Origin of the sequence: Methylobacterium sp. UNCCL125 (assembly GCF_900116795.1) — a bacterium.
Classification (GTDB): Bacteria; Pseudomonadota; Alphaproteobacteria; order Rhizobiales; family Beijerinckiaceae; genus Methylobacterium; species Methylobacterium fujisawaense.
The window spans coordinates 34580-58868 of record NZ_FPBW01000015.1 but is presented as its reverse complement, the minus strand read 5'-3'; the positions used below and the strand labels follow the sequence as shown (position 1 = coordinate 58868).

Sequence of the window (24289 nt, the reverse complement as noted above, 5' to 3'; positions counted from 1 at the left end):
CGGACATAAGCCTTCCTACCGGAAATCCGTGATGGCGCTGCCGAGCGCCTTGGCGTTCTCCGCCGGCACCCAATGGTTGGCCCGTTCGATGGTCCGGAAGGTCACATCCTTCGCCACCTCACGCATCATTCCTTCGGTGAAAGGTGCGAACGCGCTGGCCGCTCCTGGGAGTACAAGTAACCATATCGTCAGCTTTCCGTCCCGCTTCAGGTCGTCCCTGTCGCGTTCCACATCCCCCGGGGAGGGGCGTTAGAGCTCTTCCCCCCCCCCCCCCGCATCTCGCCGGGTCGGGAAACGAGACGAACGCCAGGCATGAGCTTCTGGCGTTCGCTACCGCTACCGGCCGACGTCTCGGCGGGGCCGATGCAGCGGTAAGGACGTTGAGGCCGATCTTGCCCGAGCGGTCCCCACTGGGCGCCGCTAGGTTATTGCATCGTACCACACGGTTGATGTACGAGCGGGGTCATACAACAGGACCCGGTGAAACCCCGGGTGGCTCTTCCGGCCGCCGATCCGCCGGACCACGCAATCGACGATGACCGTGTCGCAGACCTCTGAGGAGGCCGACCCATCGTCTTGCGCATCCCGCACCGGATCGACGACGCTTCGCGTGCGGGACGACGAAAGTCTCCCACCCATCATGAACCTTGCACAACTCCGGAGCGAATGGGCTCCGAACGTCACGCGTGAATTTCTGGCCGGCACGGTCGTCGCCCTGGCCCTGATCCCCGAGGCCATCGCCTTCTCGATCATCGCCGGCGTCGACCCCAAGGTCGGCCTCTACGCCTCCTTCTGCATCGCCGTGGTCACCGCCTTCGCCGGCGGGCGTCCGGCGATGATCTCCGCTGCCACCGGAGCCATGGCGCTCCTCATGGTCGGCCTCGTGAAGGATCACGGGGTCGGCTACCTGTTCGCCGCCACCATCCTTACTGGGCTCCTCCAGATCGTCGCCGGGGCGCTTCGGCTGGGCAACCTGATGCGGTTCGTCTCGCGGTCGGTCGTCACCGGGTTCGTCAACGCCCTGGCGATCCTGATCTTCCTGGCGCAAATGCCGGAGCTCCTGGGCCAGGGCACCACGGTCTACGTCATGACCGCCGTCGGGCTCGGCATCATCTACGGCCTGCCGTACCTGACCAAGGCCGTGCCGTCGCCGCTGGTCACCATCGTTCTGCTGACGGCGGTCTCGATGTATCTCGGCCTCGGCATCCACAAGGTCGGCGACATGGGCGCCCTCCCGAGCGAGCTGCCGTGGGTGGCCCTGCCGCAGGTGCCGTTCACCCTCGACACCCTTTGGATCATCCTGCCGGTCTCGCTGACCCTGACCATGGTCGGGTTGCTGGAGAGCCTGATGACCGCGGCCATCGTCGACGAGATGACGGACACGACCTCGAACAAGAACCGCGAATGCGCCGGCCAGGGCGTCGCCAACATCGCTTCGGGGTTCCTGGGTGGCATGGCCGGCTGCGCCATGATCGGGCAGTCCGTCATCAACGTCTCGTCGGGCGGACGTGGGCGGCTCTCGACCCTGTGGGCCGGCGCCTTCCTGCTGTTCCTGATCGTCGTGCTCGGTCCCTACGTCGCCCAGATCCCGATGGCGGCGCTGGTCGCGGTGATGATCATGGTGGCGATCAACACCTTCCAGTGGAAGTCGCTCGGGACCTTGATGACCCACCCGAAGGCGTCGAGCTTCGTGATGCTCGGCACCGTCGCCGTGGTGGTCGCGACCCACGACCTCGCCAAGGGCGTCCTGTTCGGCGTGGTCCTCAGCGGGCTGTTCTTCGCCCACAAGGTCACAAAGTTCTTTGCAGTCCGCTCGTCCCGCGGCGAGGGCGACGTGCGCACCTACCAGGTGACCGGACAGATCTTCTTCGCCACGGCGGAAGCCTTCCACGCCGCCTTCGACTTCCGCGAGGAAGCCCTGAAGGGCGTCGTGATAGACCTCTCGCCGGCGCACTTCTGGGACATCTCGGCCATCAACGCCCTCGACCGGGTCGTCCTGAAGTTCCGCCACCACGGCATCGCGGTGGAGATCGTGGGCATGAACGAGGCGACGGCGACCATGGTCGAGCGCATCGGCACCCACGATAAGCCGGGCGCGACCTTCGCCGTCGGCGGTCACTGATCCGACCGCGGGCCATCCTCGCGTCGCGCTGATCGCGGGCATGGCCCAGATGCCGTTCGTTCCCGACCGAGAGGTATCATCCACCGGGATTCGCGAGGGTCCGTCGTCGGGGGAGGTCGGCCCCAGAAGCGAGCGACAGCCCTCGGCCAACGGACTATGAGACCATCCTGCCGACGTCGGTCGTTGGTTCAGCGCCTTATGAAACCGATGTCGGCGGCGATGGCCGTTAGCCGTTCCGGCTCCCTCTCCTTGCGCTCCGAGTAGCGGTCGACCAGGTAGTCGGCCCGCTCGCGGGTCAGCAACGTGAACCTGAACAGTTCCTCGCAGACGTCGACCACCCGGTCGTAGAGCGGCCCCGGCTTCATCCGGCCGGCCTCGTCGAATTCCTTGTATGCCATCGGCACCGAGGACTGGTTGGGGATAGTGATCATCCGCATCCAGCGCCCGAGCACGCGCAGGCCGTTGACCGCGTTGAACGACTGCGAACCGCCCGAGACCTGCATCACGGCCAGGGTCCGCCCTTGGGTCGGGCGCACCGACCCTTCCGACAGGGGGAGCCAGTCGATCTGGCTCTTTATCACGCCGGTCATGGCGCCATGGCGCTCGGGGCTGACCCAGACGTGGCCTTCCGACCAGATCGAGAGGTTCCGGAGTTCCTGGACCTTGGGGTGGTCGGCAGTGGCGTTGTCGGGTAGCGGCAGGCCGTGCGCGTCGTAGATCCGCACCTCGCCGCCCATCGCCTCCAGCAGGCGCGCGGCCTCGTAGGCGAGGAAGCGGCTGAACGAGCGCTCCCGGAGCGACCCGTACAGGATCAGGAAGCGCGGGGCATGGGTGAACGGCATCGCCACCTGCAGGTCGGTGCTCGTCGGGACGACGAAGTGTCCCTCGCTTAGATTCGGCAGGCCGTCGGCGAAGGGCTGTCGGGGCTTGTCCAAGACGTCTCTTTCCTCTATGTTTCAACGATTGTTGAGATATTGACATCATGATGGACGAACGGCAAGCCGTCGCCGCCTTCGCGGCCCTCGGCCAGGAGCATCGCCTGCGCATCGTGCGCCAGCTCGTCACCGCCGGGCCGGACGGCATGGCGGCCGGCATGCTGGCAGAGGCGGTCGGCGTGTCGGGCACCAACCTGTCGTTCCACCTGAAGGAGCTCAGCCATTCGGGGCTGGTCACCTCCCGGCGGGAGGGGCGCTCGATCATCTACAGCGCCGCGTACCCCGACCTGTCCGAGCTCATCCAGTTCCTGATGCGCGATTGCTGCCAGGGCCGACCAGAGGTCTGCGCCCCGGCCGTCGCTGCTCTCGCCGCCTGTTGCACGGAGACCGCCTGATGGACGTCGTGATCTACCACAACCCGGATTGCGGCACGTCCCGCAACACCCTGGCCCTGATCCGCAACGCCGGCATCGAGCCGCACGTGGTCGAGTACCTGAAGACGCCGCGGAACCGCGCCCTGGTGCGCCAGCTTGCTGAACGAACGGCGTGAAGGTCCGTGACTTACTGCGCGAGAAAGGCACGCCCTTCGGCGAGCTCGGCCTCTCGGACCCGAGCCTCACGGACGACCAGCTTCTCGATGCCGTCGCCGAGCATCCGATCCTGTTGAACCGCCCCTTGGTGGTGAGCCCTAAAGGCGTCGCCCTGTGCCGCCCGTCGGAGGCTGTCCTCGACCTCCTGCCGGCCCAGCCGGGCGAGTTCCTCAAGGAGGACGGCGAGCGCGTCGTCGACGAGCACGGCCGGCGCGTCGCCACCGCCTGATCCGTCCCAACTACCCAAGAACAAGAAACGGTCCCGATGCTCGCGCTCGCCATCTTCGTGGTCACCCTCGTCTTCGTCATCTGGCAGCCGAGGGGCTTCGGCATCGGTTGGAGCGCCCTGATCGGGGCCGCCGTAGCCCTGGCCACCGGGGTGATCCATCCCGGGGACATCCCGGTCGTCTGGCACATCGTCTGGGACGCCACCTTCACCTTCGTGGCGCTGATCATCATCTCGCTGCTGCTCGACGAGGCCGGCTTCTTCCACTGGGCGGCGCTCCACATTGCCCGGTGGGGCGGGGGTCGGGGGCGCCTGCTGTTCCCGCTGGTGATCCTGCTCGGGGCCGCCATCGCGGCGGTGTTCGCCAATGACGGCGCGGCCCTGCTGCTCACCCCAATCGTGCTGGCCATCCTGCTGCGCCTCGACTTCAAGCCGGCGGCGGCCCTGGCCTTCATCGTCGCCTGCGGGTTCGTCGCCGACTCCACCAGCCTGCCCCTGGTGATCTCGAACCTTGTCAACATCGTCTCGGCGAACTTCTTCGACATCTCCTTCAGCCGCTACGCCGCCGTGATGGTGCCGGTGAACCTCGTCTCGCTCGCCGCGACCCTGGTAGTGCTGTGGCTGTTCTACCGGCGCGACCTGCCGGCCACGTACCCGGTGGCCGAGCTGGAAGCGCCGCGGCACGCGATCAAGGACCCGCTCGTCTTCAAGGCGGCCTTTCCACTCCTGGCCCTACTGCTGGTCGCCTACTTCGTGACGGCCCCGTTCGGAGTGCCGGTCTCGGTCGTGACCTGCGCCGGCGCCGTGGTCCTGCTGGCGCTGGCGAACTGGAGCCACGTCATCCCGATCCGCAAGGTGCTCGCCGGCGCGCCCTGGCAGATCGTGCTGTTCAGCCTCGGCATGTACCTCGTCGTCTACGGGCTCAAGAACGCTGGCCTGACCGACTACCTGGCAGAGGGCTTCGTCTGGCTTTCGGGCCACGGGCCGTTCGTGGCCACCCTCGGCACGGGGGTCGCCGCCGCGATCCTGTCCTCGGTGATGAACAACATGCCGAGCGTGCTGGTGGGCGCGCTGTCGATCCAGCAGGCACCGGACCTGTCGCCGCTGATGCGCGAGCTGATGGTCTACGCCAACGTCATCGGCTGCGACCTCGGCCCGAAGTTCACCCCCATCGGCAGTCTGGCGACGCTGCTCTGGCTCCACGTCCTCGACACCAAGGGCCAGCGCATCACCTGGGGCCAGTACATGCGCGTCGGCCTGGTCATCACCCCGCCGGTCCTCCTGGTCAGCCTGGCGGCGCTGGTGCTCTGGCTGCCCGCGCTTGGTGCCGGGTAGCCATCCGATGGGCGCGGCGCGGCGCTGAGCCGTGATCTAGGACATGGGGGTCATCCAAGTTCTCACCTTAAGCTCCTCTTGCCCGATGGGCGGGCGAAGGTGCCGGCGCGCCATACCTTTCAATGGACATCAGGCCCGGTTTTTGTACTCGACCGCGACAGCGCACGTGGAAGGTCAACGACGCGTCGTCGGTCATCCGGGTCTTCGATGTCGAGCCAAGCGAGAACCAGTTCCCGCGCCCCGACCGTTTCGTGGCCGCGGCCTTGCGGGCCGCCATCGGCTAGCGCCGATGGATCGCAGCCGAGCAAATCCGCGATGCGCTTCAGCATCCCTCGCGTCCGTTCGGCCCTGTCGAGGCCGCCGTCATCATCCGTCGGCATACGCACCACTTTCCGCTAATGGTCATCACGGCGGCGGGGCGGTCGGCTCTTCGATGCAGGCGGCCGGGGACGCCATCGATAAGAGCTTCGTGAGCGCCCGCATGCTGAGCTTGGGGTGGCCGTCGTCCATCTGCCCGAACGATGGGGGCCTCACGGCCGGACGACCATGGAAAACTTGGCGGCCAGCATCGCGCAGACCGCATCGTGATGGCGTGTGGACCGTAGTCGTTCGAACTCCGCTACCCCCGATTGAACCTCCTCGGTGCCGCGGCGGCTGCCGAGGGCGTCGAAGCAGATGCGGGCCCGATCCACGATGGCCGGGTTGTATTCGGTGAAGCCACAAGCCGTCGAAGCCCTGCGCAGCAGGCCGTGCATCCTCAGGAAGCCGACGCAATCGAAGTCGGCGGCGGTCGCGGATCGCATGCCCGGTAACAGCAACATCACGGTAGCGAGGGCCGTCGCCGGCGCGACCCGAAGGCCCCTAGCCATCGGCGCCCGCCCGAAGACCGCCATGCGCCTTCACTTCCGGCTCGGCATCACCGCGAGGTCGCCACGGAAGCCGGATATGCGCCAGGTAGGGATAGACGGCGGGAAGCACGACGAGGGTGAGGAGGGTGGCGGTGACGAGGCCGCCGATCACCACCGTGGCGAGCGGACGCTGTACCTCGGCGCCGGCACTCGTCGAAAGCGCCATCGGCAGGAAGCCCAGTGCCGCGACCAGAGCCGTCATCAGGACAGGCCGCAGGCGCATCTCGGCGGCCCGTGTCGCCGCCTCGCGCGGGTCGAGGCCGACGCGTTCCAGGTCGCGGATGTAGCTCGTGAGCACCACGCCGTTGAGGATGGCGATGCCGAAGGTCGCGATGAATCCGATGGCCGCCGAGATCGAGAATGGCAGCCCGCGCAGGTACAGGGCGACGATGCCGCCGGTCGCGGCGACGGGGACGTTCATGAAGATCAGGCCGGCAAGCCGGATGTCCCCGAACATCACCACGAGGAGCACGAGGATCGCGGCCATGGCGGCCGGCACCACGACGGAGAGGCGGCTCGTGGCCTCCTGCAGGTTCTGGAACTGTCCGCTCCATTGCAGGGAGTAGCGCGGCGGCAGGGGCACCTGGGCTTGAACGGCGACCTGCGCGTCCGTCACGAAGCTCTGGACGTCGCGGCCTCGGACGTTGGCCTGGACCGAGATCCGACGCTGGAGCTTCTCGCGGCTGATCTGGGCCGGCCCCGTCGCCACGTCGACCGAAGCGACCAGCGAAAGTGGCACCAGCGCCTTTCCACTGCGCCCTACGGGCAGGTCGCGAATGCGGGCGATGTCGCTGCGGTCGGCGGACTTCAGGCGGACCACGATGTCGGTGATGGAGTTGTCATCGCCGTAGATCATGCCGGCGGTGCGGCCGCCGATGCTCTCCACCACGTCGAGGACGTCGCTGACGTTGATGCCGTAGCGGGCCGCTGCCGCCCGGTCGACCTGAATGGAAAGCGCCGGCATGCCCGCCTGCGCCTCGGCCTTGACGTCGGCAGCCCCCGAGACGCCGGAGACCGCGCGCACGATGGCGTCCGCCTTGTCCTTCAGGACCTTGAGGTCGTCGCCGTAGAGGCTGATCGCGACGTCGCCGCGCACGCCCTCCAGCAGGTCGTCCATCCGCATCTGGATCGGCTGCGAGAACGCGTAGGACACCCCCGGCACCTCCGCGCGCAGACGCTTGTCGAGGGCGGCGACGAGGCCTTCCTGGGTGTCGGCCGTCGTCCACGTCGACGGGTCGGCCAGCGTGATGAAGCTGTCGGTGGATTCCACCCCCATCGGGTCGGTGGGGATCTCGGCGCTGCCGGTGAGCGAGACGACCCGCTTGACCTCTGGGAAGCTCTTCAGGGTCCGCTCGATCCGATGCATGACCTTGAGCGAGGCGTCGAGGTTGATGCCCGGCAGCTTCTCGGACGTGATGACGATGGAGCCTTCCGAGAGCTTGGGCAGGAACTCGCCCCCGAGCCGGGTCGCGAGCCAGCAACTGCCGGCGAACAGGCCGAACGTCACCAGGACGGTGATCCCCGTGCGGCGCTCGGCCAGCCTCAGCACGGGGGTGTAGGCGCTGCGCGCCCAATGGACGAGGCGGGTCTCGCGCTCGCCGATCCCGGGTCCGGCCAGCACGATGGCGGCGAGCGCCGGCATCAACGTCATGGTGAGGACGAGGGACCCGGCCAGGGCCAGGATGACGGTGAGCGCCATCGGCCGGAACATCTTGCCCGCGACCCCTTCGAGGGCGAGGATGGGCAGGTACACCATGATGATGATGGCCACCGCGAACAGGATCGGGCGCGCCACCTCGACGGTCGCCTTGCGGATGACCTCCTCGGCCAGACGCTCTGGGTGCTCCCCTCGGGCGCGCAGGACGTTCTCGATCATCACCACGGCGCCGTCGACGATGAGACCGAAATCGATGGCGCCGAGGCTCATCAGGTTGCCCGACAGCCCGAACAGCCGCATCCCGGCGAACGCCATCAGCATCGACAGCGGGATCGCGGCCGCCACGACCAAGCCGGCCCGAAGGTTGCCGAGCAGCAGGAGCAGCACGACGATGACGAGTACCGCCCCCTCCATGAGGTTGTGCTCGACGGTGCGGATGGTCCGCGCCACCAGGGTGCTGCGGTCGTAGTACGGCACGATGTCGACGCCTGGCGGCAGCTGCGGGCGCAGGGCCTCGATGGTCTGCTTCACGGCCACGACCACGGCGCTGGCGTTCTCGCCCTGCTGCATCATGGCGATGCCGACGACGGTCTCGCCCGCGGCATCGTGCGTGACGGCGCCGAGCCGCACCTTCGGGGCTTCCACCACCTCGCCCAGGGTCGCGACCGTCACCGGAACGCCACCGGGGCCGGTGGTCACGACGATGTTGGCGAGGTCCTTGGTGTCCTTGGCCAGCCCGAGGCCGCGGATGACCTCCTGCTGGTCGTTATGCTCGATGTAGGCGCCGCCCCGTGCGGCGTTGTTCTCAGCCAGAGCCGTGTAGACCTGCCCCATCGTCACGCCGTAGCGATGCAGGCTTTCGGCGGCGATGCGGACCTCGTAGGTCGGCATCTGGCCGCCGTAGACGTTCACGTCGGCGATGCCGGGGGTGAGCTTGAGCTTCGGCGCGATGGTCCATTGCAGGATGCGCTTGAGGGCCATCGGCGAGTAGCCCGGCCCGCGCACCTCGAACTGGTAGATCTCGCCGAGGCCCGTCGCCATCGGCCCCATCTCGGGATCGCCGATGCCGGCCGGCATCATGGTCTTCGCCAGCGGCAGGCGCTGGAACACCTGCGCGCGCGCCTCCGTGATCGACATGGCGTCATCGAAGGTGACATAGACGGCCGAGACGCCGTAGCGCGAGGTCGAGCGGATGCCCGACAGCCCCGGCGCCCCGGCCATGGCGTTCTCGACGGGGAAGCTGACGAGGCGCTCGACCTCCAAGGGGCCGAGGCCCGGCGACAGCGTCAGCACCATGACCTGCTTCGGCGACACGTCCGGCACCGCGTCGATGGACAGGCCTTCGAGATTGACGATGCCGCCGACCGCGCCGGCGAGCGCCAGGATCACGACGAGCCAGCGGCGTCGGATGAGGAGGGCGAACCAGGCGTTCATGGCGGCCTCAATCCGTGGAGCCGAGGAGCGCGCGCATCAGGATGGCCTTGAGGCCGAAGCTTCCCTGCGTCGCCACCGTCTCACCGACCTGGATTCCGGATTTCACCTCGACCCAGTCGGCACGCTGGACCCCGAGCTTGAGGTCCCGTTTCTCGAAACGGTCGTCGGCGGTGCGCACGAAGGCGATGGGGCCACCCTCCGTCTGTTGGATCGCGCCGGCCGGCACCGTGACGCCCTCGCGCCCGAGGTCGGCGGCTATCTCGACGGAGACGAACATGTTGGCGCGCAACGTCCCGTCCGGGTTCGCGATCTCGATGCGGGCCGGGGCGGTGTTGGTCGTCGGGTCGATGGCGGCGTTGACCGACCGGACTCGGCCCTCGAAACGGGGATGCGCCGTCACCGGGGCTTCGATGGTCGCCCGGTCGCCGGCCTTCACGGTGGCGATGTCGTGGCCGTAGAGGTTGGCCAGCACCTGGATCTGCGACGGGTCCGCAACCGTGAAGGCGTCGCGATTGGTGTCGACCACCTCACCCAGGGTGATCCCCGCCATCGTCACCACACCGTTGATCGGCGAGACGATGCCGCTGGTGCCCGGAGCCTCTCCGGGGGCCGGGGCGAGGCGCTCGTACTGAGCCCGGTAGAGGTCGACCTGCGACTTGGCGGACAGGGTGGCGGCATGGGCCTTGGCGAGGTCGACCTGGCGCCGGTCGACTTCGGCCTGGGCAACCCCGCCAAGCTTCACGAGGTCGCTGCCGCGCTTCAGGTTGGTCTCCGCGACCTTCTCCGTCGCCTGCGCCTCGCCGAGACTGGCCTGCGCGGCGGCGAGGCCGTTGCGCGCATCGAGAACGCCGGAGGCATCGAGGGTGGCCAGCGTCTGGCCGGCCTTCACGCGGTCGCCGGGCTGCACCGAGAGGCTGAGAACCCGCCCCGAGGTGCGGGGCTTCAGGCGGGTGACCCGGCGCTCGTCGAAGGCGACCATGCCGGGGGTCCGCACGGGCAGGATGATCCGGCGGGTCTCGGATTGCTCGAAGGCCAGTCCGAGGCGGCCCTGGCCGTCGGCATCGAGCCGGACGACGTTGTCCTCAGTCGGCTGTTCCGAAGCGGCAGGCGTCGTCGGCGCGACCGCGGGTGCTGCAGGCGCCAGGCCGACCGTCTGGAGAAGCGGTTCGACATAAGGCCGGACGGCGTCGCGATACCACCAGCCGGCCAGCCCGAGCGCGGCGAGACAAACGACCAGGACCCACCGCGAACGACGTCCGAACTGCGTGGATGCAGGAGTAGATGACGCGGAGCCGATAGGTGCTTCCACCGTGCCCGATCCGCCGGTATTCTCATACTCGCGCAAACCGCTACGGTCGACGATCTCGGCATCGCCGGTCCCGGGCATGTCGGTCTCCGCCTCCTTCAGCACGATGTCATCCACGGATCAGATTAGAGTTGTTCTAAGACATAGAGCGGGCGACCAAACCCGCCATTAAATTCGCGTTCACACTCGTGGTCCCGGAGCCGGTTCCGAACCACATCATGCTTCGGAACATGGGCGTGGGCCCGGGAGTGGACCGGGTTGGCCAAGCTGCTGCTGATCGAGGACGACGCCGCGACGGCCGAGGAGATCCTCGCCGACTTGCGCGGGCGCGGGCACGCCGTAGATTGGGCCGCCACCGGGCCGGAGGGTGCCGTCGCCGCGCGAACGGGTTCCTGGGACGCTATCGTCCTCGACCGGATGCTTCCGGGCCTGGACGGGCTCACCGTGTTGCGCGACCTGCGCGGAACTGGCGACCGGACGCCCGCACTGGTCCTGAGCGCACTCGGCGACGTCGATGAGCGCATCCGCGGGCTACGCGCCGGCGGCGACGATTATCTCGGCAAGCCCTTCGTCCTCGCCGAACTCGCGGCGCGGATCGAGGCCCTGCTGCGGCGTCCGTCCGACACCCGCGAGACGGTGCTTAGGTTGGGGACCCTGGAACTCGACCTCATGGCCGGGACCGGACGCCGGGGCCTTCGTGACCTCGACCTCCTGCCGCGCGAGCTCAAGCTGCTCGAATACCTCATGCGGCGGCCAGGGCAGGTCGTGACCCGGGGGATGATGTTCGAGGAAGTCTGGAACTATCGCTTCGCGCCTAAATCCAACCTCATCGACGTTCATGTCGGACGCCTGCGCAGGAAGCTTGAGGCCGAAGGCGAGCCGATGCTGATCCAGAACGTCCGGGGAGAGGGCTTCACCCTGACCCCCGATGTCTAGGCTCGTCCGTTCCTTCGCGTTCCGGTGGGCCCTGGGCATCGCCCTGTGGTCGACGCTCCTCTCGCTGCTGCTCTTCGCCTTCGTGTACTGGCAGACCGCGGCGTTCATGCAGGACGAGCTCGCCGAGGTCCTACGCCACGAGGCCCGGTACGCCGCCGGGGATACGGCCAAGGCAGCCGCTCGCATCGAGACGTGGGTCAGCGAGGACCTGCACAGCGTCCACTTTGCCGGCCTGTTCGGTGCGGATGGCCGCAAGCTTGCCGGCAACCTCGACGCCCGCCCACCGGAACTGCCCCTCGACGGCGAGGTCCACCGGATCGGCACGCAGGTGGCCATCGCGGGACGGCGCCTGCACGAGGAGCTCTGGTCGGCGGCCCGGTCCCTTGAGGACGGGACCGTGGTGGTCGTGGCCCACGATACCGACGAGATCGACCGCGCCAAGGCCACGGTGATCCGGGCGCTTGGCCTCGCCCTCGTCCCGACCCTGGCCTTCTCCATCCTCGGAGGCGTCCTGCTCGCCGGACGCGCCCGGCGACGCTTGGCATCCACGGAGGCGGCGGTCGCGCGGGTGATGCGGGGTGACCTGCGCCAGCGCCTGCCGGTCGGCGAGGCCGGGGACGAGTTCGACCGTCTGGCACGGGACGTCAACGGCATGCTCGCCGAGATCGAGCGCCTCGTGGAGGAGGTGCGCGGCGTGGGCGACGCCGTGGCTCATGACCTTCGGACACCGCTTACGCGCCTGCGGCTGCGGCTTGAGCGGGGCCGGGATCAAGCCCGCAATATCGAGGAGTTGCGCGAGGCGGTGGACCAGGGGCTGATCTGGATCGACCAAACCCTGGAAATGGTTACGGCGGTCTTGCGCATCGGCGAAATCGAGCACGGACGGCGCTGCGCCGCCTTTGGCTCGGTCGACCTAGGGCTCGTGGTGAGCGAGGCCGCGGAGTTGTTCGAACCCTTGGCCGAAGAGAAGGGCATCGCCCTCGGCATCGGTATCGAGGAGGGAGCGTCCGCGGTTCGGGGCGACCGCAGCCTCATCTTCGAGGCGGTCTCGAACCTCCTCGACAACGCGATCAAGTTCACTCCGACCGGAGGCCGCGTCGGGATCGGTCTCGCTTGGCGCGACGGCGTCGCCGTGGTGTCCGTGGAGGACACGGGTCCGGGCATCGCCGCCGGCGAGCGAGACCATGTCTTCAAGCGGTTCTATCGTGCAGAGCGTGCCCGGCAGACTCAAGGTAACGGCCTCGGTCTCGGCCTCGTCGCGGCCATCGCCAAGCTGCACGGATTTCCACTCACCGTCGGTGACGGTCCCCGCGGTGGATGTCGCTTCGAGATGGCGTGCCCGACGGCGGAGCGTCATGCGTCGGTCATCGGATGAACGACCAGCGTGCCTTCGGAGGCATGGCTGAGCCAGATTGCAACCTGGGGAGAGGCGAACGACCGAGCTCCATTCGTCAAGACCCATCACGAAAAATGAATATAATTTTAAGAATTGTTCTAATCTGCGTTTCGGTGCGAGATCGCATGTATGATGTCAAAGCATCCTCATGCGGCCCGGAAGTGGGCCTGCGCGATCCTCTCCTTCGCGGCGATGCCATCGTCGGGGATGGCGGGTTCCCGCCAGGCCCGGAACGAACCCCCGATGTCCTTCTCCGAGCCGGTCGGCGTTCCCCATAAGCACTGCGCGGGCTCATGCATCAGTCGTGGTTCGCTGCAATGGTATTGCAGGGCGGACCAGACCTGCGAGCTGAACTGCTCGACTGCCCCGCCGGGCATGGAATGCCGCGGCGGCGAGGACTGAAAGCCGACTGACGGGAACGTCGAAAGGTCGGGGGCCATGGGTGGCCCTGGGGCCAACGGCATGACCCGTTTCGCGTCGTGCCCTCGATGATGGCGAGCCGACTGACGTCGCACGCCGACGCATGATCATCCTGAAGAGGAAGCGAACTTGAACATCTCCGATAACGACAAGCTGGACACTAAGACCTTCGAGATGCAGGGCAAGTGCCCCTTTGGCGGCGACCGCATCGGCGGCGCGGTCGGCACCCCACCGGCACTCTCGGACTGGTACCCCAACCGGCTGAAGGTGGAACTCCTCCATCAGAACGGTCCCCAGGCCAACCCCCTCGGCGAGGACTTCGACTACAAGGCGGCGTTCGAGGCGCTGGACCTCGATGCCGTGAAGCAGGACATCAAGTCCTTTCTCACCAGCACGGTCGCATGGTGGCCGTCGGATTACGGCAATTACGGTCCGCAGATGATCCGCATGGCTTGGCATGCGGCGGGCACCTACCGCATCGCGGACGGTCGTGGGGGCGCCGGAGAGGCGCTGCAGCGTTTCGCGCCGATCAACAGCTGGTGGGACAACGGCAACACCGACAAGTCGCGGCGCCTGATCTGGCCGATCAAGCAGAAGTACGGCAGCGCCCTGTCGTGGGGCGACCTGATGGTCCTGACCGGCAACTGCGCCCTGGAGATCATGGGCTTCCCGACCTACGGCTTCGCCGGTGGTCGCCACGACGCCTGGGAGGCCGACAACGCCACTTACTGGGGTCCGGAGATCTGGGATCCGACCGACGTGAAGTCGTTCGACAGCATGGTGACCCGGGACAAGCGCTGGCGCGGTCAGAACGGCGATGCGGACTACGACCTCGAAAACCCTCTGGCCGCCTCGCACCAAGCGCTGATCTACGTGAATCCCGAGGGCCCCTACGCCAACGGCGACCCGATGGGCTCGGCCCGTGACATCCGCACCACGTTCACCCGGATGGCGATGAACAACGAGGAGACCGTCGCCCTGATCGCCGGCGGCCATGCCTTCGGCAAGAGCCACGGCATGGTCTCGGCCGACCAAGTCGGACCGCCCCCCGAGATCGCGCCGATGGAGGCGATGGGCCTCGGCTGGAATAACCCCAAGGGAACCGGCTTCGCCCAGTACACGATGACCAACGGCATCGAGGGCAGCTGGACGCCGAACCCGACCCAGTGGGACAACGCCTACCTGGAGAACCTCTTCAAGTTCGAATGGGTGCAGACCAAGAGCCCGGCCGGTGCCACACAATGGACTCCCGCCGACCCGGATGCGCCTAAGACCCCCGATGCGCACGTCCCGGGCCAGATGCACGGCCTGATGATGATGACCAGCGACATCGCCCTGAAGGTCGATCCCGAGTACCGCAAGGTCTGCGAGAAGTTCCTGCACGACTTCGATGCCTTCACGCTCGCGTTCTCGAAGGCTTGGTACAAGCTGACCCACCGAGACATGGGCCCGAAGGAGCGTTACCTCGGCCCCGAGGTGAAGATCGAGGACGACCTGCTGTGGCAGGACCCGATCCCGGCGCGCGACCACGGCCTGGTCGACGACGGCGACATCGCCGCGCTGAAGCAGGACATCCTGGCGACCGGCCAGTCGGTCTCCGACCTCGCCTTCACGGCGTTCTCGGCGGCCTCGACCTATCGCGACAGCGACAAGCGCGGCGGGGCCAACGGCGGACGCCTGGCGCTCGCCCCGCAGAAGGACTGGGCGATCAACCGGCGGACGGTGCCGGTGGTCGCGGCGCTCCGGCAGGTGGCGGACGCGTTCAACGGACGCGGCGGCGGCAGACGGGTCTCGCTGGCCGACCTCATCGTGCTCGGCGGCTGCGCCGCCGTGGAGAAGGCGCTGGCGGATGCCGGGCATGCCATCGCGGTTCCATTCACGCCGGGGCGTGTCGACACCCGTCAGGACCTGACCGACATCGAGATGTTCACGTGGCTGAAGCCCGTTGTCGACGGCTTTCGCAATTACGTGGCGGACGACTACGCGGCGGTCACATCGGGTCGTGTCTCACCGGAAGAACTCTTCCTCGACAAGGCGTATCTCCTCTCCCTCACGGCGCCCGAGTGGGTCGCCCTCGTGGGTGGCCTGCGCGCCCTTGGGGCCAACCATGACGGTTCGCCCCATGGCATCTTCACCGACCGGGTCGGCGTCCTATCGAACGACTTCTTCGTCAACCTCACGAGCGTCGACCTCGAATGGCGCAAGGCCGACGAGGCGGGCATGACCTTCGATCTGGTCGACCGCGACGGCGGCGCGACGAAGTTCACCGCGACCCGCTGCGACCTCGTCTTCGGGTCGAATTCGCAACTCCGCTCGGTGGCAGAGGTCTATGCCGCCGGCGACGGCGCGGGCCGGTTCGCGAAAGACTTCGTGAGGGTCTGGGACAAGGTGATGATGCTGGATCGCTACGATGTCCGGTCGTGATCGGGCCTAGCCCCAAAGGTATCGCGTGATGAGCGAAGGCCGCGGCAGCCGTGACGGATGCCACGTCTGTCGCATCTCAGGCCATAACCAGCCGAACCTTAAATTCGGTGTCATTTTCGAACGCTTCTAAACTACGTTCGTTTTCCGAGTACACATCGCCCGACCCGGGCGGTGCCTCCTCCAAGGTCACATCGGCACCTCATGAAGAACGCCCGTTTCCTCTCGGCTATGCTCCTCCTCGGGACGGCCCTGCCGCTTCCCGTCCTCGCCAACGGAACGCCAGCTGTCGCGCCGCCGTCCCCGAGCGCGATGAAGGTCCTCTCGCGGATCGACCTCGCCCAGGCCGATCAGCAGACCGCCAAAAGCACCGACGATGTCCGCGGCGCCTCGCAGACCAAGACCAGCAGCCCGCAGCCGGTCGGCGCCTTCCCAACCAACGAGATGACGACGCTCCCGGTTATCGGCCTCGACGGCGACGCCGATGCGATCAAGAAGGATGTCGCAGCACTCCAGCAGACCCTGACTGAGCTGCAGCAGCTCCAGCTCCAGACCAAGCAGGCGCACTGGAACGCCTCCGGCACGCTGTACTACCCGCTGCACCTGCTCCTGCAGGAGCACTACGAAGGCCTGTCCAAGTACGCCGACACTATCGCCGAGCGCCTGCTCGCCGTCGGATCCTCGGCCGACGGCCGCGCCAACACCATCGTGAAGACCTCAGGCGTTCCGGAGATCCCCGGCGGCTTCCTCGACGACGCCCAGATCCTGGTCTGGTTCACCAACGCCTACAAGCGGGTCGGCGAAGAGGTAAACGCGGCCATCAAGGCCACAGAGAAGGTCGACCCGACCACCTCCAACCTCCTTCAGGAGGTCGAGCACGGCATCGCCAAGTACCAGTGGCAGATGCGCGCCCAGGTCCAGCGCACCAAGACCGACCCGAACACGGGCTGGGACCTCAACGACAACAAGGCCATCGACCTCGCGCCGCAGGCACCTTCGAAGCCCTGATGCACCGGGCCACGCCCCTGCCCTCCGCTGCAGGGGCGTGCGCCGTACGAGACCGGATACGACATGCCTTCACGAGAGACGCCCTACGACGGGACAACCATCGCCCTGCATTGGGTCACGGCCGTGCTGGTGCTGATCCTCTGGCTCATCGGCACTTTCCTGGAAGACCTTGTGCCAAAGGGCGCGCTCCGGTCGGGGATATGGTCCACCCACTTCGTCCTGGGTTTCGCCTTCACCGGTGTCATCGTCACGATGCTGATCTGGCGGCAGACGAAGGGGCGTCAGCTTCCGGTAGACGATCCCGGTCCCCTGCATGTCCTCGCCAAGGCGACCCATGCGGCGCTCTACCTGCTTCTCCTCGTCATCGCGGGTCTCGGGATCGCGAATGCCTTCGTGCGGGGCGTGACGTTAATCGGCCCGCTCGCCTTGCCGGCTATCGGTGATCCGGAATGGCGTCGGCCGCTGACCCATTGGCACGGGCTCGCCGCCAACATCCTAATGGCGGTCGCCGCCTTCCATGCCGCGGCCGCCCTGGTCCATCACTACCTCTGGCACGATGCCGTGCTGCGTCGCATCCTCCCGGGTCGCGATCCTTCCGCCCCCTTGAGGAGACCCTGACGACGATGCGTCCGACTCATCAGGAAAATCACCTCATCGACCGCATCGGCTGGCTGAGGGCTGCGGTCCTGGGAGCGAATGACGGTCTCGTCTCGACGGCCAGCCTGATCGTTGGCGTCGCCGCGTCCTCGGCCGCGTCCGGGGAGATCCTCGTCGCCGGCACCGCCGGGCTGGTGGCCGGGGCCATGTCGATGGCGGCCGGCGAGTACGTCTCGGTGAGTTCGCAGTCCGATACCGAACAAGCCGATCTCGCGAGGGAGCGACGCGAGCTCGACGAGGATCCTGCGGCAGAGCGTGAGGAACTCGCGGGAATCTACGTCGCCCGCGGCCTCGATCACGACCTTGCGCTCAAAGTTGCGGACCAGCTCATGGCGAAGGACGCGCTCGGCGCCCACGCCAGGGACGAGCTTGGCATCTCCGAGTTCACCACGGCGCGTCCGATCCAGGCGGCGCTGACCTCCGCGGCGACCTTCTCCGCCGGTGCGGCCCTGCCGCTGCTCGTGGCCGCGGTCTCGCCGACCGGTTTCGTCGTCTACTCGGTCTCCGCCGCCTCCCTCGTATTCCTCGCCGTCCTCGGGGCGCTAGGAGCCAAGGTAGGCGGTGCCGCGATCCCGAAAGCGACTGCCCGGGTGGCGTTCTGGGGTGCGGCGGCGATGGCGGTCACCGCGGGCATAGGGCACCTAGTCGGCAAGGCCGTCTAACCAATCAGTCACCTCGGCGCCTTCGTGCTGAAACTTCTGGAAGCCGCACCGTCTGGCTCATTCAGGCATCGAGGACGCTCCGTGCCACTGGGCGGTGCGGTGGCACGACGCGATCGACGGTCTTCGATATGAATGCATCTCGCCCCGTCTCTCAAACCAGAGGCCTAGGGGCCGCTGAAATATCCATGCGGCTTCGACCCACTATAGGTAGTTTTAATACGAGGCCTTGGGGGGGTAATGCTGACAATTTGTTCAGCTATCAGACCAAAAATTTATATTCGCCATCACGCAAGAGCTCAATGATGTCGGTGATATTTATCGCCGCCCTCGAAGTAAGTGCTGGTGCTTCTTTCTAGGGTTCGCTGATGCTGGCGGGTTCATAGCATTCACCGCCTCGCCGATGAGAGTAGCGAAGCCAGTCGTCTGGCACCCGTCGCGTGCGCCTATGTCTGCTTGAGTACAGCAAGCCACCGAAAGCAGCCGGACTGCTCTCCACCCAACCCGGTCGTAGAGCGGACGGACCGATCCCGACCCAACTACGACATAGCAGCGCCTCCACCGGAGACGCGGAAGCGGACAATTGTTGGGCGTAACATGTAGCTCGGGCTCACCAGGGCCACCCAGTTCAAGCCAATGATCCAGCTGCAAGCGACTGGGCTTCGAAGAACCGAGGTTTGATCCAGATCGGTTCACCGGCGCGCTGCCTGATAATGCTGCGCAAGAATGAGCCGATCGCTTCGGGTGGAGGATCCCACTTTGGGGTGTTCCGGCTCTTGCCACGTGGTTCAGTTCATTTCCTAAGCCCTCGCATGCCGTATCGCCCGCCGGGCGACGGTCACCGAGAGAACGACGTTTACCACCGCGATGCCCAGCATCAGGTCGAGGAGGGCATCGAGCCCGAACCAGTCCGAGAGGTAGCCGCAGGCCAGGGGTGTTGCCGCCTGCCCGAGAAGGGGCAACCGTGCGAGCCGGCCCATGACAGCAGCGTATTCGTGCTGGCCGTAAAGGGTGAGGGGGAGGGTTCCACGCACGACCGTGCGCATGCCGTTGCCCGCGCCGTAGAGGACGATGGCGAGCCAAGCGAAGGACGGTGCCGTGGCGAGGATGAGAAGACCGAGTCCGACGCTCCCGCTCGACACGAGGAGGGCCCAAGCCGGATGGGCGCGCCGGCCGAAGGCGAGTTCGAGGATGCGGGCCCCCACCTGCGACGGCCCGATGAGGGCGCTCAGGGCCACGGCTGCGGCGGCGGAGATGCCACTAGCCTGGAGCAGCACCAGGAGCTGCACCGAGATTGCCGTCATGATGACCGCCGCGCTGGTGAACGTCACGGCCAGGATGTGCTCGCCCGGCAGGCGGGCTGGCCCGACGGGCGTCGCGAGCGGCGTCGCCCCCACGGTCGGCGGCGGGGGTACGGCGGCGGTCCGGACCCGGCCGGGCAATGCCCACGCGAAGAGCGGCGCCACCACCAGGGCCGCGAGCAGGGCGTAGACGACGCAGGTGCCGCGCCAGCCGACCTGGACGACGAGGAAACGCGTCGCCGGCCAGCACAGGGTGATGGCAAAGCCCGACGCGATGGCGATCTGCGTCATCGCACGGCGGGCCGAGGCGCCGTATGCCTGGCCGATGGCGGCGAAGAGCGGATCGTAAAGTGCCGCCGCCATGCCCGCACCGATGACCGCCCAGGCGAGGAGGAAGACCGGCAGGTTCGGAGAGACCGCCATCATGATCTGGCCGGCGGCGATGACCAGGGATCCGGCGACCAGCACGGTCCGGCCGCCATACCGTCGGATCATCCGGCCGATCCAGGGCGAGAGGACCCCGGAGATCAGGATCGCGAGGGAGAGGGCGCCGACGACCATGCCCTGCGACCAGCCCGTGGACTGGACGATGGGGTCGGCCAGCACGGCCATCAGGAAGAACGAGCCGCCCCACAGGATGATCTGCGTCACGCCAAGTGCCACGTTCCCGGGCAGCGTCGGTCCAAGAGATTCCACCGAAGGAGTCGCGGGAGACGTCGTCGACAAAGGGGATTTGCTCCGCATTCCGGCCGATCCGTGGTCGGGCCTTGAGGATCGTGGTCCGTCGTTGGTCGTCTATTTCGGATGGCCGATCATGTGCCCGACCCAGATGTTGCGCGCGACGAGATCCGCCGCGATCTCCCTGATGGTGTCGCCGACGAAGCGGGCCGCGAGGCTCACCGGGCGGTCGGCGGGATAGGCGATCACCAGCTTGCGGGACGGGGTCGGATCGACCAGGGGCGAGACGCTGAGCTCGCCCCGCTCAACCAGGGAGTACAATGGCGCGAGGGGCAGCACCGTCGATCCAAGGCCGGCCCGCACCAGGTTGATCATCGACTGGAACGAGTCGGTCTCGATGGCGGAGGACAGGTCGAGGCCGGCCTGGCGCGCGCAATCGTCGATGATGTCCCGCAGGCGGTGCCCGACGCTCGGAAGGATGAGCCGCTCCTGCGCGAGATCGGAAAAGGGAATGGCGCGGTCGAGGCGCAGGCCACGCTCGCCCGCCCCGACGAGGAGGAGGTTCTCGACGAGCACCGGATCGATCTTCAGGGAGCGGATCGCAGGCAAATTGTAGATGACCGCGATGTCGATCTCGCCCCGCTGGAGGAAGTTCAGCATGTGCCCGCTGAAGGCCGCCGACAGCCGTACGTTGAGGTGGGGATGCGCCTGGCGGATCGTCTGGACCAGGGGCACCGTGACGATCTCCGCCACGGTCGGCGTCGTCCCCACCGAGACCGTGCCGCGGTAGGAGACGCGGCGGTCGAGGGCGAGATTTCGGATGGCATCGATCTCGGCAAGGATGCGCGTGGCGTGGTCCAGGACCTCGCGACCGATCTCGGTGACGTCCATGCCACGGCCGTGGCGCTCGAACAGGTAGGTGCCGAGCTCCTGTTCCAGCAGCCGTATCTGCCGGCTGAGGGCGGGCTGTGCGATGCCCAGGCGCTCGGACGCCTTGCTGACGCTTCCGAGTTCGGCGACGTGGATGAGGGTCTTGAGCTGGTTGATGTCCATGATCGCCACTTCGATGACGTCGTGAAGCCATACCAAACAGGCTTGTGATGGATCAAGGCTATCACGCTGTGAGATAGCTCGAACGAACCGTTCGACCGCATTCCTGCGCGGGGATGCGGTGCGCCGGCATCCGGCTCAAGGTTCTGGCGGACCGCCTCATTTCCCGCCGGGGCCGTGCCCGCGGAATTCTCGACGCGGCAAGCCATAGCATTTCGGCATTTCAGTTAGAGGAATGCCCGCCCTTCAGATTCGGTATTATTTCACCTAGCCTGAAAAAGACGGCAAGCGCGACGTCACTTTAATTCCGCCGACCGGTGCCGCCCTCACAGGCCGGGCCCACGGTCGCGTCGGACCGGATTCAACGGTGCATCTTTCAAATCGAGTGCAGCCGGCACGCCATGCCGGGCGGCATCCGCTCGTCCATCCGCGAACCCCGGGTGATGCGACCCTCGCATCGGCCTTGTCGCGACGGACACGCCAGAACGACGAGACGTCAAATCATAACGATGGGAGGACGCCGATGAGCAGTGCCGCACAGTATCCGATTTCGGACGATGCAAGCGATACCCCAAGACAAGCATCGAAACGGCGGATCACCTCGATCATGGGTGCCTGTGCCGGCAACCTGGTCGAGTGGTACGATTTCTTCGTCTACGCCTACACGGCGATCTACTTCGCCTCTTCGTTCTTCCCATCCGGCGATCAGACGACGCAGCTGCTCGCGACGGCAGGGGTATTCGCCGTCGGCTTCTTCATGAGACCCCTCGGCGGCTGGCTGTTCGGCAGGATCGCCGACACTCGCGGCCGCAAGATCTCGATGATGGTGTCCGTCGCGATGATGTGCTGCGGATCCCTCGTGATCGCGGTGCTGCCGACCTATCAGACCATCGGCGTCCTCGCTCCCGTCATCCTGGTGATGGCGCGCATGGTCCAGGGTCTGTCCGTCGGCGCCGAGTACGGAACGGGCGCCGCCTATCTCAGCGAGGTCGCCACCCCGGGCCGTCGCGGCTTCTACGGTTCGTTCCAGTATTTCACCATCATCGCCGGCCAGTTGCTGGCGCTCCTCACGGTCACGGCGTTGCAGCAACTCCTGAGCCCTGAGGATCTGAAGGCCTGGGGCTGGCGCATCCCGTTCTTCATCGGAGCGTGCGGCGCCATCGTCGTCGCCTACTTGCGCCGGTCGATGACGGAGACCGCCTCCAAGAGCGCGATGCACCGGCGCGAGGCGGGCACCATCGCCGGTCTGTTGCGCCACCCGCGCGCCGTCCTTCTCGTCCTCGCCTTCACCGGCGGCGGATCGCTCTACTTCTATACCTTCACGACATACATGCAAAAGTTTCTCGTCGTCTCCGCGGGCATTCCCTCGCCAACGGTGAGCTTCATCATGACCTCGGCGCTCGTCTGCTTCATGCTGAGCCAACCGATCTTCGGCATGTTGTCGGACCGCATCGGCATCCGGCCCTGCATGATCTTGTTCACGGCGACGGCCGCCCTCCTCGTGGTCCCGATCCTCGAAGCCCTGCGCACCACCACTAGCCCGCTGCAGGCTTTTGCCCTCGTCGCCGGAGGTTTGCTGATCGCCTCGTTCTACACCCCCATCGCCGGGCTCGTGAAAGCCGAGCTGTTCCCGGCCGAGATCCGGGCCCTCGGTGTCGGCCTGCCCTATGCCATCGCCAACGCCATGTTCGGCGGAACGGCCGAGTACGTCGCCCTGCATCTGCGCGCCGCAAATAATGAGTCCGCGTTCTTCTACTACGTCGCCGGCCTGGCCCTGGTCGCCCTGGCCGCATCCTTGATCCTGCCCAACCTGAGCCGGCACGGCTACCTCGAAGGCGATGGCGAGGTCGAGGCCAAGTCCCGTCTCGCCAACATCCTCGGGCGTTAGGACTGCCCGGATCACGGCGGGATCAGGAGCCGTAGGCATCGTCGCACGCCTTGCGAGAACTCCCGGTCGCCGGCATGCGCAGGACTGCCTCTGGCCTCCATGGCTCCTCCCCGATCTATAACCAAACGGCATAGCGCATTGCGGCCGTTTGTATGAGTGACGGCCTCGGCCGTCCGCTAGAACAGAATTCGATACCGCAATCGTTCGAACAGCAGTGAGGTTCAGCCATGCAGTCTGACGAAGCATCACCCCACGATTGGCAAGACGACGTCTACCGTGTCCTTAGGGAAACCGGCGTAAAGCACGTGGTCTACGTGCCGGATGCCGGCCACTCGGTCGCCATCCGCATGGCGGAAGCGGATGATGAGATCCACTCCGTGGTCCTCACCACCGAGGAAGAGGGTATCGGTTACCTTGCGGGGGCATGGCTCGGCGGCGAGCGCGGGGCGCTCCTGCTCCAGTCCAGCGGTGTCGGCAACTGCATCAACACCCTGGCCCTCCAGGTCTGCGCCCGCTTCCCCCTTCTGCTGGTCGTCACCATGCGGGGCGACTGGGCCGAGTTCAACGCCTGGCAGAACCCCATGGGTCAGGCCACCGAGGCCTCCCTCAAGCTCATGGGCGTGATGACCTGGCGGGCCGACGATCCGAAGGACGTCGCGCCGCTTCTCCACGGCGCCGCCACCATGGCGTTCAACGGCGATTCCGCCTGCGCGCTGCTTCTTGGACAACGTCTGATCGGAGAAAAGAAATGGGTGAAGTGAACACGGGCGGGTCCCTGGACCGCCGGCAGGTCGTCGCGCGCCTGCTCGCCGACCGGCACAACCTTCTCGTGGTGACGGGCCTCGGCTCGGCTTCCTACGACGTGATGGCCGCGGGCGACCACGACAACAACTACTACCTCTGGGCGGCCATGGGCAGCGCCGCGATGGTGGGCCTCGGCCTCGCCAAGGCCAAGCCCGACCATTCCGTCCTGGTGGTGACCGGCGACGGCGAGATGCTGATGGGGCTCGGGGCGCTGGCGACCATCGCCGTGCAGGCCCCCCCGAACCTCACCATCGCCGTGCTCGACAACGGGCATTTCGGCGAGACGGGCATGCAGCTTAGCCATGCCGGCCGCGGGATCAACCTCGACCGGGTCGCCGGTAGCTGCGGCTTCGCGTGGACGTCGGAGATCCGGGAGATGGCGCAGGTGGACGCCCTGCGCGAGCGCCTCGGTGCCCGCTCCGGCCCCGCATTGGCCACCATCAAGATCACGGCGGCGGACGCTCCCCGGGTTCTCCCGCCCCGCGACGGTGTCTTCATCAAGAACCGCTTCCGGGCGGCCCTCGGTCACGCACCGATCTGAGCGAAGGGAGATTTCGG

General features: G+C 66.9%; 20 protein-coding genes, 1 pseudogene and 1 other annotated feature. Of the genes and pseudogenes, 13 read left to right on the top strand and 8 right to left on the bottom strand.

Going from position 1 to position 24289, the window contains the following annotated elements; translation table 11 throughout:
- Window positions 1-470 precede the first annotated feature (470 nt).
- Window positions 471-526 (top strand) — a sequence feature (sul1 is cis-regulatory element that is thought to sense ions involved in sulfur or methionine metabolism; They are found in Alphaproteobacteria).
- Between the two features lie 114 nt (window positions 527-640).
- The gene (locus tag BM396_RS16480; protein WP_091994868.1) at window positions 641-2122 is read left to right on the top strand and encodes a SulP family inorganic anion transporter; all 1482 of its coding nucleotides are present in this window, start codon (window positions 641-643) and stop codon (window positions 2120-2122) included.
- A 188-nt stretch (window positions 2123-2310) separates the two neighbouring features.
- Here BM396_RS16480 and arsH read toward each other — a convergent pair whose 3' ends face one another.
- The gene (gene arsH, locus BM396_RS16475; protein ID WP_043387156.1) at window positions 2311-3057 is read right to left on the bottom strand and encodes an arsenical resistance protein ArsH; all 747 of its coding nucleotides are present in this window, start codon (window positions 3055-3057) and stop codon (window positions 2311-2313) included.
- Window positions 3058-3104: 47 nt separating this feature from the next.
- On the opposite strand from arsH, the gene BM396_RS16470 reads away from it, so the two are divergent.
- From BM396_RS16470 to BM396_RS16460, 3 genes and pseudogenes are all read left to right on the top strand, one after another.
- Window positions 3105-3452, top strand: a complete 348-nt coding sequence (locus BM396_RS16470) for an ArsR/SmtB family transcription factor (protein ID WP_043387154.1) — start codon at window positions 3105-3107, stop codon at window positions 3450-3452.
- Window positions 3452-3876 (top strand): annotated as a pseudogene (arsC, locus tag BM396_RS16465) (arsenate reductase (glutaredoxin)). Before BM396_RS16470 ends, arsC begins: the two are co-directional and overlap by 1 nt.
- A 36-nt stretch (window positions 3877-3912) precedes the next feature.
- Window positions 3913-5208, top strand: coding sequence for an arsenic transporter (locus BM396_RS16460; protein ID WP_043387152.1), 1296 nt, complete (start codon window positions 3913-3915; stop codon window positions 5206-5208).
- Window positions 5209-5327: 119 nt separating this feature from the next.
- Here the strand turns inward: BM396_RS16460 and BM396_RS32225 are convergent, their stop codons facing one another.
- From BM396_RS32225 to BM396_RS16445, 4 genes are all read right to left on the bottom strand, one after another.
- Window positions 5328-5537 (bottom strand): hypothetical protein, encoded by a 210-nt coding sequence (locus BM396_RS32225; RefSeq protein WP_139239505.1) that lies wholly within the window; start codon window positions 5535-5537, stop codon window positions 5328-5330.
- A gap of 201 nt (window positions 5538-5738) precedes the next feature.
- Entirely contained in the window at window positions 5739-6101 is a 363-nt protein-coding gene (locus BM396_RS16455) for a hypothetical protein (RefSeq protein WP_043387150.1), read from the bottom strand.
- On the bottom strand, window positions 6070-9207 hold the full coding sequence (locus BM396_RS16450; protein ID WP_043387148.1) for an efflux RND transporter permease subunit: 3138 nt from the start codon (window positions 9205-9207) through the stop codon (window positions 6070-6072). The genes BM396_RS16455 and BM396_RS16450 overlap by 32 nt, the downstream gene beginning before the upstream one ends.
- A gap of 7 nt (window positions 9208-9214) precedes the next feature.
- Complete coding sequence (locus tag BM396_RS16445) at window positions 9215-10618, bottom strand: efflux RND transporter periplasmic adaptor subunit (RefSeq protein WP_244538887.1); 1404 nt, start codon at window positions 10616-10618, stop codon at window positions 9215-9217.
- Window positions 10619-10771: 153 nt separating this feature from the next.
- On the opposite strand from BM396_RS16445, the gene BM396_RS16440 reads away from it, so the two are divergent.
- Together BM396_RS16440 and BM396_RS16435 are read left to right on the top strand one after the other, a co-directional pair.
- A complete protein-coding gene (locus BM396_RS16440) occupies window positions 10772-11449 on the top strand; it encodes a response regulator transcription factor (protein WP_043387146.1) in 678 nt (225 codons plus the stop codon).
- Window positions 11442-12824 carry a sensor histidine kinase gene (locus BM396_RS16435; RefSeq protein ID WP_043387145.1) on the top strand — a complete coding sequence of 461 codons (1383 nt, stop codon included), beginning with the start codon at window positions 11442-11444 and terminating at the stop codon, window positions 12822-12824. The genes BM396_RS16440 and BM396_RS16435 overlap by 8 nt, the downstream gene beginning before the upstream one ends.
- 167 nt (window positions 12825-12991) lie before the next feature.
- On the opposite strand, the gene BM396_RS32810 is transcribed toward BM396_RS16435, so the two are convergent.
- Window positions 12992-13285 (bottom strand): hypothetical protein, encoded by a 294-nt coding sequence (locus BM396_RS32810; RefSeq protein WP_043387144.1) that lies wholly within the window; start codon window positions 13283-13285, stop codon window positions 12992-12994.
- Window positions 13286-13400: 115 nt separating this feature from the next.
- On the opposite strand from BM396_RS32810, the gene katG reads away from it, so the two are divergent.
- The 4 genes from katG (at window position 13401) to BM396_RS16410 (ending at window position 18013) form a co-directional block, all read left to right on the top strand.
- The gene (katG, locus tag BM396_RS16425; protein WP_170867481.1) at window positions 13401-15689 is read left to right on the top strand and encodes a catalase/peroxidase HPI; all 2289 of its coding nucleotides are present in this window, start codon (window positions 13401-13403) and stop codon (window positions 15687-15689) included.
- Window positions 15690-15890: 201 nt separating this feature from the next.
- Complete coding sequence (locus BM396_RS16420) at window positions 15891-16694, top strand: Dps family protein (protein ID WP_043387141.1); 804 nt, start codon at window positions 15891-15893, stop codon at window positions 16692-16694.
- A 63-nt stretch (window positions 16695-16757) separates the two neighbouring features.
- On the top strand, window positions 16758-17312 hold the full coding sequence (locus BM396_RS16415; RefSeq protein WP_043387139.1) for a cytochrome b: 555 nt from the start codon (window positions 16758-16760) through the stop codon (window positions 17310-17312).
- A 5-nt stretch (window positions 17313-17317) separates the two neighbouring features.
- On the top strand, window positions 17318-18013 hold the full coding sequence (locus BM396_RS16410; RefSeq protein ID WP_043387136.1) for a VIT1/CCC1 transporter family protein: 696 nt from the start codon (window positions 17318-17320) through the stop codon (window positions 18011-18013).
- 797 nt (window positions 18014-18810) lie between these two features.
- Here the strand turns inward: BM396_RS16410 and BM396_RS16405 are convergent.
- Together BM396_RS16405 and BM396_RS16400 are read right to left on the bottom strand one after the other, a co-directional pair.
- Window positions 18811-19962 (bottom strand): MFS transporter, encoded by a 1152-nt coding sequence (locus BM396_RS16405; protein ID WP_244538886.1) that lies wholly within the window; start codon window positions 19960-19962, stop codon window positions 18811-18813.
- A gap of 144 nt (window positions 19963-20106) precedes the next feature.
- On the bottom strand, window positions 20107-21042 hold the full coding sequence (locus tag BM396_RS16400; protein WP_043387166.1) for a LysR family transcriptional regulator: 936 nt from the start codon (window positions 21040-21042) through the stop codon (window positions 20107-20109).
- A gap of 520 nt (window positions 21043-21562) precedes the next feature.
- Here BM396_RS16400 and BM396_RS16395 point away from each other — a divergent pair.
- The 3 genes from BM396_RS16395 (at window position 21563) to BM396_RS16385 (ending at window position 24272) form a co-directional block, all read left to right on the top strand.
- Complete coding sequence (locus BM396_RS16395; RefSeq protein ID WP_081948752.1) at window positions 21563-22927, top strand: MFS family transporter; 1365 nt, start codon at window positions 21563-21565, stop codon at window positions 22925-22927.
- 227 nt (window positions 22928-23154) lie between these two features.
- Window positions 23155-23688, top strand: coding sequence for a thiamine pyrophosphate-binding protein (locus BM396_RS16390; RefSeq protein WP_043387132.1), 534 nt, complete (start codon window positions 23155-23157; stop codon window positions 23686-23688).
- Window positions 23676-24272: a thiamine pyrophosphate-dependent enzyme gene (locus BM396_RS16385; protein ID WP_043387131.1), complete on the top strand. Its 597-nt coding sequence runs from the start codon at window positions 23676-23678 to the stop codon at window positions 24270-24272. Before BM396_RS16390 ends, BM396_RS16385 begins: the two co-directional genes overlap by 13 nt.
- Window positions 24273-24289: the final 17 nt, after the last annotated feature.